At 42.8% G+C, this 12,677-nt stretch carries 13 protein-coding genes and 1 tRNA gene; all 14 read right to left on the reverse strand.

Annotated elements, in window-relative coordinates:
* Nucleotides 1-2: 2 nt before the first annotated feature.
* A tRNA-Met gene (locus tag C6Y01_RS18330) sits at nucleotides 3-76 on the reverse strand.
* 177 nt (nucleotides 77-253) lie between these two features.
* A complete protein-coding gene (locus C6Y01_RS18335) occupies nucleotides 254-652 on the reverse strand; it encodes a S1 domain-containing RNA-binding protein (protein ID WP_003217901.1) in 399 nt (132 codons plus the stop codon).
* Nucleotides 653-734: 82 nt separating this feature from the next.
* Nucleotides 735-1,109, reverse strand: a complete 375-nt coding sequence (locus tag C6Y01_RS18340; protein WP_003217952.1) for an FtsB family cell division protein — start codon at nucleotides 1,107-1,109, stop codon at nucleotides 735-737.
* A gap of 18 nt (nucleotides 1,110-1,127) precedes the next feature.
* Nucleotides 1,128-1,766: a spore cortex biosynthesis protein YabQ gene (yabQ, locus tag C6Y01_RS18345; protein WP_060595359.1), complete on the reverse strand. Its 639-nt coding sequence runs from the start codon at nucleotides 1,764-1,766 to the stop codon at nucleotides 1,128-1,130.
* The gene (gene yabP, locus C6Y01_RS18350) at nucleotides 1,763-2,071 is read right to left on the reverse strand and encodes a sporulation protein YabP (RefSeq protein WP_034665732.1); all 309 of its coding nucleotides are present in this window, start codon (nucleotides 2,069-2,071) and stop codon (nucleotides 1,763-1,765) included. The genes yabQ and yabP overlap by 4 nt, the downstream gene beginning before the upstream one ends.
* Before the next feature lie 74 nt (nucleotides 2,072-2,145).
* On the reverse strand, nucleotides 2,146-2,406 hold the full coding sequence (locus C6Y01_RS18355) for an RNA-binding S4 domain-containing protein (RefSeq protein WP_008341839.1): 261 nt from the start codon (nucleotides 2,404-2,406) through the stop codon (nucleotides 2,146-2,148).
* Nucleotides 2,403-3,887 (reverse strand): bifunctional methyltransferase/pyrophosphohydrolase YabN, encoded by a 1,485-nt coding sequence (gene yabN, locus C6Y01_RS18360; RefSeq protein WP_034665730.1) that lies wholly within the window; start codon nucleotides 3,885-3,887, stop codon nucleotides 2,403-2,405. The genes C6Y01_RS18355 and yabN overlap by 4 nt, the downstream gene beginning before the upstream one ends.
* Nucleotides 3,877-5,481, reverse strand: a complete 1,605-nt coding sequence (locus tag C6Y01_RS18365; RefSeq protein WP_106038596.1) for a putative polysaccharide biosynthesis protein — start codon at nucleotides 5,479-5,481, stop codon at nucleotides 3,877-3,879. Before C6Y01_RS18365 ends, yabN begins: the two co-directional genes overlap by 11 nt.
* Nucleotides 5,482-5,674: 193 nt before the next feature.
* Nucleotides 5,675-6,211 (reverse strand): stage V sporulation protein T, encoded by a 537-nt coding sequence (gene spoVT, locus C6Y01_RS18370; RefSeq protein WP_003217990.1) that lies wholly within the window; start codon nucleotides 6,209-6,211, stop codon nucleotides 5,675-5,677.
* 139 nt (nucleotides 6,212-6,350) lie between these two features.
* Entirely contained in the window at nucleotides 6,351-9,884 is a 3,534-nt protein-coding gene (gene mfd, locus C6Y01_RS18375; protein ID WP_034665723.1) for a transcription-repair coupling factor, read from the reverse strand.
* A gap of 67 nt (nucleotides 9,885-9,951) precedes the next feature.
* Nucleotides 9,952-10,182 (reverse strand): anti-sigma-F factor Fin, encoded by a 231-nt coding sequence (gene fin, locus C6Y01_RS18380; RefSeq protein WP_003217967.1) that lies wholly within the window; start codon nucleotides 10,180-10,182, stop codon nucleotides 9,952-9,954.
* Nucleotides 10,183-10,237: 55 nt separating this feature from the next.
* Nucleotides 10,238-10,804: an aminoacyl-tRNA hydrolase gene (gene pth / locus C6Y01_RS18385; RefSeq protein ID WP_012008658.1), complete on the reverse strand. Its 567-nt coding sequence runs from the start codon at nucleotides 10,802-10,804 to the stop codon at nucleotides 10,238-10,240.
* Between the two features lie 140 nt (nucleotides 10,805-10,944).
* Nucleotides 10,945-11,571 carry a 50S ribosomal protein L25/general stress protein Ctc gene (locus C6Y01_RS18390; RefSeq protein WP_034665719.1) on the reverse strand — a complete coding sequence of 209 codons (627 nt, stop codon included), beginning with the start codon at nucleotides 11,569-11,571 and terminating at the stop codon, nucleotides 10,945-10,947.
* A 137-nt stretch (nucleotides 11,572-11,708) separates the two neighbouring features.
* Entirely contained in the window at nucleotides 11,709-12,662 is a 954-nt protein-coding gene (locus C6Y01_RS18395; protein ID WP_034665714.1) for a ribose-phosphate diphosphokinase, read from the reverse strand.
* Nucleotides 12,663-12,677 lie beyond the last annotated feature (15 nt).

The raw sequence follows: 12,677 nt of genomic DNA on the forward strand, positions 1-12,677 counted from the left end.
GATAGCGGCGGAGGGGATCGAACCCCCGACCTCACGGGTATGAACCGTACGCTCTAGCCAGCTGAGCTACACCGCCATAATAAAAATGCGCTAAGAAGCACAAGATCTATAATACAAAGGAATCGCTTGTCCGTCAATAGAAAGTTTTAAATTAAATGACGAAATCTCAAAAAATGTCGTATGGATCAAGAAAAAAAGCACCTGCGGACAGCAGGTGCTTTGTTGTGAAAGATATATAGAAAGCAGCAACAAGTTAACCTCTTCTTGCTCCGCGTCCCCCACGTTTTGATTCCGTGTTACGTTTTAAAGATGTTAAGCGGTCTTCACTATCTTTTAAGAATTTGTTCATTTTTTGCTCAAACGATTCCTTCGGACGGAAATCATTTCTGCTCGGTCTTGATTGTTGTTGTTGAGGACGATCTTTTGCTTTTTTAATGGACAAGCCGATTTTACCGTCTTTTTCAACGTTAATCACTTTCACTTCAACTTGTTCACCGACTTTTAAATGCTCATTAATATCTTTTACATAGTTATCGGCTACCTCACTGATATGAACGAGACCAGTTGAACCGCCTGGCAACTCCACAAAAGCTCCAAAATTTGTAATGCCCGTAACTTTCCCTTGTAACTTGCTGCCAACTTCAATCGACATAAAAAAAGTGCTCCTCCTTAGACTTATAAAAAAATCTCATTTGTTCAATTATACATAAACTGAATTTTAAGTGTCAACAAGGCTAATCGCTCTTATTGCCCACATCAAAGATTTTTTCGCCTTTTTTGGACATATAATAGTCTCGTCGTGCCAGTTCGAGTACGTATTCTTTGCTTTTCAGCTTTTTAATTTCATCAGAAATATCTTCCTGCTTTGTTTGTAATTGCTTCAATTCTTTTTCAAGCGCAACCTTCTTCTCTTCTTTTTCCTTTAATGAGGACGATTGCGACCAGAGGGCACTTGTCACCAAGACAGCAAACATGAGCACAATCACACCAAACACGGTAAGCCTTCTAAGGAGTCCACGGCGTTTGCGTTTTAAGCGCTGTGCTTGCTGTTCCATTTGTTTTTGGTAATCATTTTGAATTTGTGCGATATTTCTTTTTCTCTTATTCAAGGTTGAAGGCCTCCTCTCTTACTTTGTCCAGAATTGTTTCCATTTCGTTTTGATGGTACCAGATAATTTCTTGGTGCCTTGTAAAATTCCTGCTCCTTTTGAGAAAAACAATCTCATTGATGTTCGCCATTTTTCGGGAATCCGATGAATAATGGTCACATTGAGTAACCAGATGAGCGGATAACAAACAATAGACAGCACCTTCCACACGAGCCGAAACGTAAAATGAACAAGACGTAAGAGCAAGTGGAGCAAGAACATAATAGCACTTATGATTAAGGTCAGCAGCCAGCGGATTGGCTGGAAGACGATGGACATAACCAGCCGTTTAAGGACGAGAGCGGTCTGATACACACACATCATCATAAACTTGAGAATGTTCATATACAGCTGTTTCATCAATGCCTGATACATCGAAAAACCTAGTGCAACGGCTAGAAAGATATAAAGCCTGAATTCTCCTTCATTTGTCAGCAGCAGGACATAAAAGAATAAGAGGCCCTGTACCAGCCAAAAAAGGAGATCGTGTATGACCAAAAGCCATTTTGCTGTCTTTTCCCGATTCACAAACAGCTTGTACGTATCAAGCGATGCGCCCAGCCAGATGCCCATCGCTACCATCGAAAGCATCGTATAAAACTGGACTGTCAGCGTCATTTAAACAGCTTGCTAAAAAATCCTTTAGCTTTCTCCCCGTGCTGCTCATCTACATAAATTAAGTCAAAGACACGCCCTTTGATCGATACAACGCCTTTTTCGACGTCTAGGTTTTTCATTTGCAGATTTTCTCCACGGATAGCGAGAATCCCCATGACCGTCTCAAGCAGAAATTCTTCATTATCAAAGCTTTCCACCTGTTTGACACCGGTAATATCTAAATGCTTTCTGTTTCGCATTGTGACATTGTGCTCCGCTTCTGATGACAGCTTCGTGCCTTGAGGTTGATTATAATATTGATTCATTTATACATCCCCCATATCTCATACTTGCATTGTTACTGCATTGTATGTGACAGGAGGATCATTTAGAACAAGCCCTATTCTGCTGTTTTTTCTTCTTTTAGCACAGTATACATGCCAGCGGCTTCTTCTTTTTTCGTCGTGTCCTTTAACTCGTTGACTTGAACCGTCACAAGTTTTTGACCAAAACGGATTTGAAGCTCGTCTCCTTCTTTCACGTCAGAGCTGGCTTTCGCCTGTGTGCCGTTAATAGAAATTCTGCCTTGATCAGCTACTTCTTTTGCCAATGTTCTTCTTTTAATTAAACGGGACACTTTTAAAAATTTATCTAGTCTCATGTATGCTCACCTCTTTCTATACGTTTGGCATCGTTCCATAGTTCGTCCATTTCCTCTAGCGTTAAGTCCTCTAATGAACGTCCCATGTCCTTTGCTTTTTGTTCGATATGCTGAAAGCGACGCATGAATTTTGTGTTGGCGGAAGCGAGTGCCGTTTCAGGCTCTAGCTGATAGAACCTTCCAATGTTGACGAGAACAAACAAAAGATCTCCAAATTCATCTTTCATCTGCTTCGTTGCACTTTCGTCCGGCTTCTCTGCCACTTCAACGAGAAATTCCTGCTTCTCTTCTTCGTATTTGTTCCAAATATCTTTCACATCTGTCCAATCAAAGCCTACTTTGGCGGCTTTCTTTTGGAGCTTATATGCCTTTGTTAGTGCTGGAAGCGCCGCCGGGATGGATTGCAAAATGGAGGCTGCCCGCTCCGGCTTCTCCTGCTGCTTGATTTTTTCCCAGTTGGCGACCACATCTGCTGCTTCAGAAACATTTGTGTCACCAAACACATGGGGATGTCTACGAATCATTTTTTCTGTGACATGCTGGATGACGTCATCAATTGAGAAAAAGCCGTCATCTTCACCAATTTGGGCGTGAAGTAACACCTGCAGCAGCACATCTCCGAGCTCTTCCACCATATGGTCTGGATCATCTTCATCGATCGCTTCAAGCAGTTCATAGCATTCTTCAATTAAATATGGTTTAAGTGACTCATTGGTTTGTTTTTGATCCCATGGACAGCCGCCCGGACCTCTTAATGTACGTATGACGTCACGGAAAGTGTCAAATTGTTGATAAAGCAGCTTTTCATCTTGAATCGGAGGTACATAAACACTCGTTAAGTTATTTATCGACACATCTCGATCAAGTTCAAATAAAGGAACGGCAGTAATCTGTTCCTGACTGCTTCCAGCCGCAGTCACAATATAGACTTCATAATCGTCAGGAAGCTTTTCCATCAGCGTGAGTTTCACATTCGAAGCGGTCAGCTGATCATATACCTGACAAATGAGGACATGCTGGGTCAATTTCAGATCGTCCGCTCTCATATCTCCTGCATCAACGAATTGTAATCCCTCGATTGGGTCAATCTGCAAGGAGTTAAACGTCGCATCCAAAAAGCTTTGTCCACCAGCAACAGACACATCAATCCCGCGTTCGTGCTGCTGAGAAACTAATAGCTGGACAGTCTTTTCTGCGACAAATGGGTGACCTGGTACTGCGTACACAATCTCCTGTTCCGCAGCCTCTGTAAATAAAATTTCAGTGATTTCCTGATATACCGAATCAAACTGATCGTGCTTTTCATAAATTTCATCAAAAAAGGTCAGCGATGAGACCTCCTGCATCAACTCTGCGGTAAGCGGATGATCCTGCGTTCTCATAAATACTTCTTTCGCCTGCTTCAGCTGCTTGTATACACCGAGCGTCAGCTGATCCATGTCGCCTGCCCCGAGACCGACGACGGTAATCTTACCTGCCATTTCGATTCCCTCTCATCTGTTTAAAATATAAAATCTTTTCTCCTAATGGAATGAGTCTCCATTCCTCGTCCGTAAATACTTCTAGCTTAAGAATACTATATAAAAAGGCGAAACCACCAATAAAAACTGACGTCAGGCTCTCTAAAACGAAAAAAGGACGTTTTTCAAAGGGAATGACCCAAGAAAACAGTGCCTGATACCCTATTAAGACAATGGCCATGAAAGCAGCCGATAAAAGAATTTTCACTGGGAACAGCTCTCTCAAAGAAATCCATCCTTTATGCCTCAAATAAACGGCATTGAGCAGAGCCGCAGCGAGAAAACCACATACGGTTGACCATGCGGCACCGTAGATGCCAAATAGCGGGACAAGTGCAAGCGTTAGTATCCATTTCACCAGCACACTGAGAATCACCACAACAGCCGGATACACAGTATGCCCGAGCCCTTGAAGTAAAGCTGCTTGCGTAATCGCAATCGATGTAAATGCGATGGAAATACAGAATATTTGCAGCGCATCGGTGCCTAAGTCATTACGAAAAAGCATGGTATTGACTGACGCTAGAATACAAATCAGCCCAACTGCTGAACCAATCCCTAAAACCGACGTGGTCTTAAACGATGTACGCACTTTTTGCCTTATCGCTTCATGCTCTCCATTCCTCATAGCCGCCGATAAAAATGGCACAAGAGAGGTTCCGATGCTAATGGCAAACACCGTCCCTAGCTGTAAGAACGGCTGTCCTCGGTCATACACACCTTTTGCCGCCTTTGCCGCGGCTTCACTCAGACCCTCACTGCGCAGCAACGCATACAGATGAAAGGCATCAACCATTTGCATCCATAAAATGAGCAGTCCGCTGACACAAATCGTGAATGTATACAGCACCAAACTCTTCAAAACATCCTTTTTCCGAAGTGTCGCCTGTTTGCTTGTCATACTTGCAGCAGACTGTTTTCGGTATGTCAGCCAAAGAAAAAGAAGTAGTATAAGCGAGGCCGCACTCCCCGCTATGGAGGAGAAGACCGCACCCGCCCCTGTTTCATAAAGCGAATAGCCGCGCCTCACGAAATAGAAGGATAAAACAAGCAGGACGCCTACCCTGATGAGTTGCTCCACCAATTGAGAAATAGCCGTTGGAAGCATCATACCGTCACTCTGAAAAACTCCCCTCAGCATCACGGTAAGCGGAAGAAATAAAAACACGAAAGCACTCATTTGGATGAGCAGGATTAATTGACTGTCCGCCATAAGGCTCGCAATTCTGCCTGCTCCTATGTAAAGACAAAGAAATAAGACCAAGCTCAGTAAAGTGATATAGACCAAGGATACCCTTGTAATGATCCTTCGATTCTCTTCCCCATGCTCACTCAGAAGCTTGGACACCATGACAGGAAACCCTGTGGTGCCGAGCATGATGGCAATGCCAAGGAAGGGATACACTTGCTGATAAATATAAAACCCTGTGTCTCCTACGATGTTCTGGAACGGAACACGATAAACGGCACTTAGAACCTTTGATAACAAGCCTGCGATGGTCAAAATCACCGCACCCTGGAAAAGCCAATGCGGCTGATTCACAGCATTTTTCATGGATGACTCCTTTAAAAATAGATCTACAGTTAAACGCACTCATTATATCATACGTGAATGAAAAGCCGTTTCTTTCTAAGGAGTAGACGGCACATTCCTCGTTTTGTTTCATCCCATATAAAAAACGCCGACAAAATCAAATGATTTCATCGGCATTCTTTCGTTTTATCTATATGATATAGAATTATTAGACCTAATGTTCCATTTGACGGGCTAAGAAGCCAGCTGCCGTTTCTGCCGCTTTATGCTCCACTTCTCCCATTGAACGCTCTTTAGAAAATAAGACGACGGCGCCAATAGGATCTCCGTTTGCAACAATAGGTGCAATGGTATAAGCAGATACGTCATCATCAATACCATCGACAAGTTGAATTTCTTTTTTGCTTTCTTCTAATACAGAATTACGCTGGTCCATTGTTCGTTCAAGTAAATCACTGATGGATTTGTTTAAGTACTCTTTTTTCGAACTGCCGGATACAGCAATATACGTATCTCGATCACAGATCAGGATGGAATGACCCAAACTGTCGAATAATGCATCAGCATATTCCTTCGCAAAGTCTCCTAGCTCACTAATCGGCGAATATTTCTTCAAAATCACTTCTCCATCGCGGTCGACGAAAATCTCAAGCGGATCTCCTTCCCGGATGCGCAATGTTCTGCGAATCTCCTTCGGAATAACCACTCTACCTAGATCATCGATGCGGCGTACAATTCCAGTTGCTTTCATTCACTGCTGCCTCTCTTTCGTTTGATGATGTGTTGGGTGAATGGAACAAAAGCGTCCACTTTATGCAACATTCACCACTTGACCCTGAGTTTAGTATCCGTCACATCAAACGTAATATACACGAGAGACAAACAAAATTTTATGAAGATGGAATGGTTTCTTTTTTCACTTCTTGAAGGCCTCGAAGCATATTCAGAACGATCTCAAGCCATTCCTCAGTCTTCTTGCCTTTCGTTTGAACAGAAATAATCAGCTTGCTGCCTTCCATTCCCAAGCCTATATCACGACCATATTTACTGCTGAGCGCAAATAATTTTTGACCGTCGATTTCACTGCTTGCTTGCTCTTCAAGAGTAAGCCTGACAATGCCTTTCTCCATCTTGATCAGTTCGACACGTTCCTGCACTGCGTATACTTTCATCGTCGCAATCGTGAACAAGTCCGCCACTTCTTGCGGATATTCACCAAATCGGTCGATCATTTCATCTTGAAGCTCTTTTCTCTCTTCGATTGATCCAATCGCTCTGAACTGTTTATACATCTCGATCTTTTGCTTCCCATCCGCAATGTAAGTGTCCGGGATGTAGGCATCGATTTGCAGATCGATTTCCGGTTCGAATTTATCTTGAGCCGTTGTATCGCCTCTTCTTTCCTCAATGGCTTCTTTCAGCATTTGAGAATAGAGGTCGAATCCAACAGAATCAATGAATCCATGCTGCTGTGCACCAAGTAAATTTCCTGCTCCTCGAATCGTTAAATCACGCATCGCAATTTTAAATCCTGATCCGAGCTCTGTGAATTCTTTAATAGCTTGAAGTCTCTTCTCTGCTACTTCAGACAGAACTTTATCTTTTCGATACGTGAAATAAGCATATGCGACACGATTCGAACGTCCTACTCGTCCTCTTAGCTGGTACAGCTGAGAAAGCCCCATTTTATCCGCATCGTGGACGATGAGCGTGTTCACATTTGGAATGTCGACTCCCGTTTCAATGATGGTGGTACTGACCAATACATCTGATTCACCTTCAAGGAAATTGATCATCACTGATTCCAGCTCGTTCTCACTCATTTTCCCATGTGCATAGCTGACTTTCGCGTCTGGGACTAGCATGGAGATTTCATCTGCTTTGCGTTCAATATCTTCAACACGGTTGTAAAGAAAGTACACTTGACCGCCGCGTGCTAGTTCTCGCTCAATCGCTTCTCTGACTAAAGCGCCATTGTACTCAACCACATAGGTTTGAACAGGGAAACGGTTTTCAGGCGGTGTCTCAATAACCGATAAATCCCGTACGCCAAGCATAGACATATGCAGCGTACGCGGAATTGGCGTAGCCGTTAATGTCAGTACATCGATATTGGCTTTCATCTGTTTAATTTTCTCTTTATGCGTCACACCAAAACGCTGCTCTTCGTCAATGATCAACAAACCTAAGTCTTTATAGACAATATCTTTAGAAAGCAAACGGTGTGTGCCGATGACCATATCAATCGTTCCGTTTTTCAGCCCTTTTAACGTTTCGGTTGTTTCTTTTCTTGTACGGAAACGGCTCAGCTGAGCGATTTTGACAGGGTAGTCTTGGAATCGGTCCATAATCGTGTCAAAATGCTGCTGCGCTAAGATGGTTGTCGGTACAAGCAGAGCAACCTGTTTTCCGTCAGCAATGGCTTTGAAGGCCGCTCGAATCGCCACTTCTGTTTTTCCATATCCCACATCTCCACAAAGCAGGCGGTCCATTGGACGCTCCCGCTCCATGTCTTGTTTGATTTCGTGAATCGAACGGATTTGATCATCTGTTTCCTGGTAAGGGAACGCTGATTCAAACTGGCGCTGCATCTCATGATCAGGCGAGAAGGCATACCCTTTGCTTGCCTCACGTTCCGCATACAGCTTAATGAGATCATCTGCGATGTCCTGTACAGATGTTTCCACTTTTTTCTTCACACGTTTCCAATCGCTGCCGCCTAGTTTGTACAGCTTTGGTTCTTTACCTTCTGATCCGACATACTTCTGCACCTGATCAATTTGTTCAACCGGTACATAAAGCTTGTCGCTTCCTTGATAATGAATATTTAAATAATCTTTATGAATGCCGCCGATTTCAAGCGTTTCAATTCCTAAATACTTACCGATCCCGTGGTTAATGTGCACCACATAATCGCCGACTTGAAGCTCTGAATAGCTCTTAATTCGCTCTGCATTGGTCAGCTTTTGCTTACGTGCCTGCTTCTTCACACGTTTCTTGAAGAGCTCGCCTTCTGTGATCACGGCAATTTTCGATAACGGCAGTTCAAAGCCTGTTTGCAGCTCACCTTGTAAAATATACACCTGTCCGCTTACAAGCTCGGCGTCCGGCTTGGCAAGAGCGGCTTCAATGTCATAATCATGTAAGACAGAAGATAGTTTATCTGTCCGCTCTTCATCCGCACCTAAGAAGACAACTGTATATTGTTGTTTTTTGTAGCGTTCAATTTCACTCGCAAGCACATTCATCTGCCCGTGGAAATTCTGCATTTGCTTACTAGATACATTGACGATATTTTGCGGATTTGTCTGCTGGACATGTCTCAGGAACAAGGAGTAGTACAGAATAGACCGCGATTGCTGATTGATCAGTTGTTGGAACGGGAAAGAAAGGGATAAATCATGAAGGATATTACCTTCTTCAAGCAGGCTAATTGTCCAATCAGCTTCTTCCTGTTCAAGCTGTTCTTCCATCTCCTGAATTCTGCTAATTTCATCTAAAATAATAATCGTATCCTGTGATGTGTAATCTAGCAAACTAGCAGGCTTTTCATAGAAATAGGACAGGTACTTCGTCATTTCCTGTGTCACGATACCTTCTAGCAGCTTCTCTCGATCAGCAGAAATATGTTGATGAAGCAGTTCTTTTTGCTGGTCTGAGTTAAATTTCTTTAAGCTCTTCGCAAGTCCTTGATCAAGCTGTTCAATGGCTCTCACTCGTTCAGGACCTCTCACAATCAGCTCTTTTGCGGGACCGATTTTAATCTCTTGAAGTGTTTCTAATGAACGCTGTGTATCTGAGTGGAACGTTCGAATCGAGTCTACTTCTGTATCAAACAGCTCAATACGGATCGGATGATCTTCCGTTAACGAATAAATATCAATGATTCCTCCGCGCACACTAAAATCTCCGGGCGCAGCAACCATCGACGTCCGGTCATAACCGATTTGTACAAGTTGTTTTGAAAACGCCTCCAAATCAATTTCTTCACCGAGCTTTAAATGGATCTGACTCTCCTTCCAGAGCTCAACTGGCGGAAGCATTCTGCGCACCGCTGCAGCCGGTGTGACGATAATGGGGTTTTCTCCATTCGCCAGCCGGTTCAGAACATCTAGACGCTGTGCTCTGAGCTCAGGGCTGGCAACGGCAATTTCTGAAGCAATGAGTTCATTAACAGGATAAAGAAGGACCGAGCGATCTGAAATCACACTGGCAAGATCATCTGTTACCTTCTGCGCTTGATACAAGTTGTGAGTCACAATAAACATCGGCCGCTTAAGTTCGTCTGATATAGCGGCTGTAAATAAAGATCTGACGGAGCCTGATAGTCCGGCGAGCAGCTGTTCTTTTAACCCTTCCTTTAGCCCATTAAAAATGGACTGAAAATCATCACTTTGTTTGATAAATGATTGTATATTTTTCATTTGGCTCCTCCTCCCTGCTTGTTTAAAACAGAAAAACGCTTTGGTCTATTATCTACACCAAAGCTTTTTATTGAATAAAGGTATGATACTGATGGTAATCAGGATTTCTTTCGAGCGCCTCTTGGCAATCCTCACAAATGGTTTGTACATGTAGATCACCATTTTCCCTATAAGAAATCATATCGTTTCTTTCCTCATTTGTTAAGTGATGAAATCCAAGTGCTTCACTTTGAACAGCGGATTCATCTAGACTGCCAACCTTTACACCACAGTGCCGGCAGTAATAATGCAAAGCCATACGTGATCCTCCCATGCTGAGATTTTATAATCAGTATGTGCTTTGCTTATCATTCTTATACCTTCTTGTTAAAATCATTCATCACTTCTAAAAATGGCTTTGTTAAAGCCGCCTCGCAAGCTTCGACAGACGCCTGAATGGCTGATGCAATGTCAGGCTGCTCCTCTTCAGAAAAGCGTCCTAGCACGTAATCGACGACCTTCATGCCATTTTGAGGACGTCCAATGCCGATACGGAATCGGTCAAACTCAGGTGACCCTAAATGCTGAATCAACGATTTGATTCCATTATGCCCGCCTGCACTTCCTTTTGTACGCAAACGAATCCGCCCAGTTGGCAAATCAAGATCATCATAGATGACTTTCAAATGTTCAAGTGGAATATCATAGTAATCCATTAGCGGACGCACGCATTCTCCTGATAAGTTCATATATGTAAGCGGCTTTACAAGTAGAACCTTTTGCCCTGAAACAAACCCTGTTCCAAATTGTCCATGGAATTTTGATTGATTTAAGGGGATGTCCCATTTTTTCGATAATTCATCTATTGTCATAAACCCGACATTATGTCTTGTTTTTTCATATTCTTTTCCTGGATTACCTAATCCAACGAATGCAATCATGAAACCAATAACCTCCTTTGTCACAAAGCACACGCCTAAAAAATGAGCCAATAGGATTGCCCCATGTAATAACGTATGAATTCTTTTCATTCTAGCACAAAAGACGCAACCGCGGGAGGGTTACGTCTCTAAATGACCAGTTATTCTCCATCGTTATCCTTTTCTTTAATGGCCTCAGGTTCTTTTGGTTCGTCTTCGCTATCTGGCTCAGGAACCTCTGATTGCTGAGGCGGCAAAATGGATGCAACGACTTCTTCTGGATCGTTATTCACTTGATATGATGACTGAACAGACAAATCAGCGACTGTTAGGACATCATTTACTTCTAAGTTTGTAATATCTGCTTCAATATGCTGCGGGATATCTTTTGGTTTCGCTGTAATGGATAGTTCAAATAGTGGCTGCTGAAGCACACCGCCATCTTTTACCCCTTTAGATTCGCCAATCAGCTGGACAGGTACATCTGCTTCAATTTCACGCTGTAAGTCGACCACTTGGAAATCTGCATGGACAAGCTCATTTTTCAGCGGATCTGTTTGTAATTCTGTGACCATCACGGATTTTGTTTCACCGTTCACGTCTAATGTGATGATTGTATTCTTTCCTTCATCACGTAAGGTCTTTAATAAATCGATGCTGTCTAGTGAAACAGCCAGGTTGTCTGTATTTTTTCCGTATATGACACCAGGAACGTGTCCTGAATGACGGATTTTTTGCAGTGTGGAACGTTTGAAATCAGTTCTTTTATTTGCTTTTAAAGTTGCCATATTCAGCACCATCCTATTTCATTTTTGTCACTACTCTCATAATTACCCATAAGTGAATCATTTTAAACCTATTTGCTCTGAATGATGACAGCAAAAAGACCCCAAGCTGATGCCTAGGGCCTTTTTTAATCAGAAAATTAGCTAAAAAGGTAGCTCACAGATTCTTCTTCATGTACACGGATGATGGCTTCTGCTAGCAAAGGCCCAACTGAAAGCGGAATGAATTTTTCAACTTTCTTGTCATCTGTTAAGTGAATACTGTTTGTCACAACCAATTCTTTTATTTTAGAATTTGTGATACGTTCTACTGCTGGTCCAGACAATACTGGGTGAGTACAGCAAGCATATACTTCAGCCGCTCCATTTTCCACAAGTGCATTTGCAGCAAGTGTAATGGTACCAGCCGTATCAATGATATCATCGATGAGAATCGCCGTTTTGCCTTCAATGTTACCAATGATGTTCATCACTTCAGCAACATTTGGCTTCGGACGACGTTTGTCGATAATAGCGATTGGCGCTTTCAGGCGGTCTGCCATTTTACGCGCACGTGTCACACCACCGTGGTCTGGAGACACAACGACGATATCATTCAAATTTTTCTGTTCGAAATAGTTTGTTAAGATTGGCACAGCCATTAAGTTATCGATTGGAATATCAAAGAAACCTTGGATCTGCGGCGCATGAAGATCAAGTGCAATGACACGAGTAGCACCTGCTGTTTCAAGCAAGTTCGCAAAAAGCTTCGCAGTGATTGGCTCACGAGGTTTTGCCTTACGATCTTGACGTGCATATCCGTAATAAGGGATCACAATATTGACCGTTTTCGCAGAAGCGCGTTTTAGTGCATCCACCATAATGAGCAGTTCCATAATGTGCTCATTGACTGGCGCACTAGTTGATTGAATGACATAACAATCACAGCCGCGAATACTTTCTTCAATATTGATTTGGACTTCACCGTCACTAAAGCGTTTAACAGAGCTCTTTCCTACATCAACTCCGATACGATCGGCAATTTCTTTAGCAAGTTCAGGGTTTGAATTCAAAGAGAATATCTTTAAATTCGCATCAGCATAACGATTAGACATGGTAAACCTCCGGGT

It is taken from the genome of Bacillus sp. NMCC46, from assembly GCF_002998465.1.
Classification (GTDB): Bacteria; Bacillota; Bacilli; order Bacillales; family Bacillaceae; genus Bacillus.

Excerpts from the sequence above, each read along its gene's own strand:
- C6Y01_RS18335 (WP_003217901.1), bottom strand. The coding sequence starts at position 652 with ATGTCGATTGAAGTTGGCAGCAAGTTACAAGGGAAAGTTACGGGCATT.
- yabQ (WP_060595359.1), bottom strand. The coding sequence starts at position 1,766 with ATGACGCTGACAGTCCAGTTTTATACGATGCTTTCGATGGTAGCGATG.
- yabP (WP_034665732.1), bottom strand. The coding sequence starts at position 2,071 with ATGAATCAATATTATAATCAACCTCAAGGCACGAAGCTGTCATCAGAA.
- C6Y01_RS18355 (WP_008341839.1), bottom strand. The coding sequence starts at position 2,406 with ATGAGACTAGATAAATTTTTAAAAGTGTCCCGTTTAATTAAAAGAAGA.
- yabN (WP_034665730.1), bottom strand. The coding sequence starts at position 3,887 with ATGGCAGGTAAGATTACCGTCGTCGGTCTCGGGGCAGGCGACATGGAT.
- C6Y01_RS18365 (WP_106038596.1), bottom strand. The coding sequence starts at position 5,481 with ATGAAAAATGCTGTGAATCAGCCGCATTGGCTTTTCCAGGGTGCGGTG.
- spoVT (WP_003217990.1), bottom strand. The coding sequence starts at position 6,211 with ATGAAAGCAACTGGAATTGTACGCCGCATCGATGATCTAGGTAGAGTG.
- mfd (WP_034665723.1), bottom strand. The coding sequence starts at position 9,884 with ATGAAAAATATACAATCATTTATCAAACAAAGTGATGATTTTCAGTCC.
- fin (WP_003217967.1), bottom strand. The coding sequence starts at position 10,182 with ATGGCTTTGCATTATTACTGCCGGCACTGTGGTGTAAAGGTTGGCAGT.
- pth (WP_012008658.1), bottom strand. The coding sequence starts at position 10,804 with ATGATTGCATTCGTTGGATTAGGTAATCCAGGAAAAGAATATGAAAAA.
- C6Y01_RS18390 (WP_034665719.1), bottom strand. The coding sequence starts at position 11,571 with ATGGCAACTTTAAAAGCAAATAAAAGAACTGATTTCAAACGTTCCACA.
- C6Y01_RS18395 (WP_034665714.1), bottom strand. The coding sequence starts at position 12,662 with ATGTCTAATCGTTATGCTGATGCGAATTTAAAGATATTCTCTTTGAAT.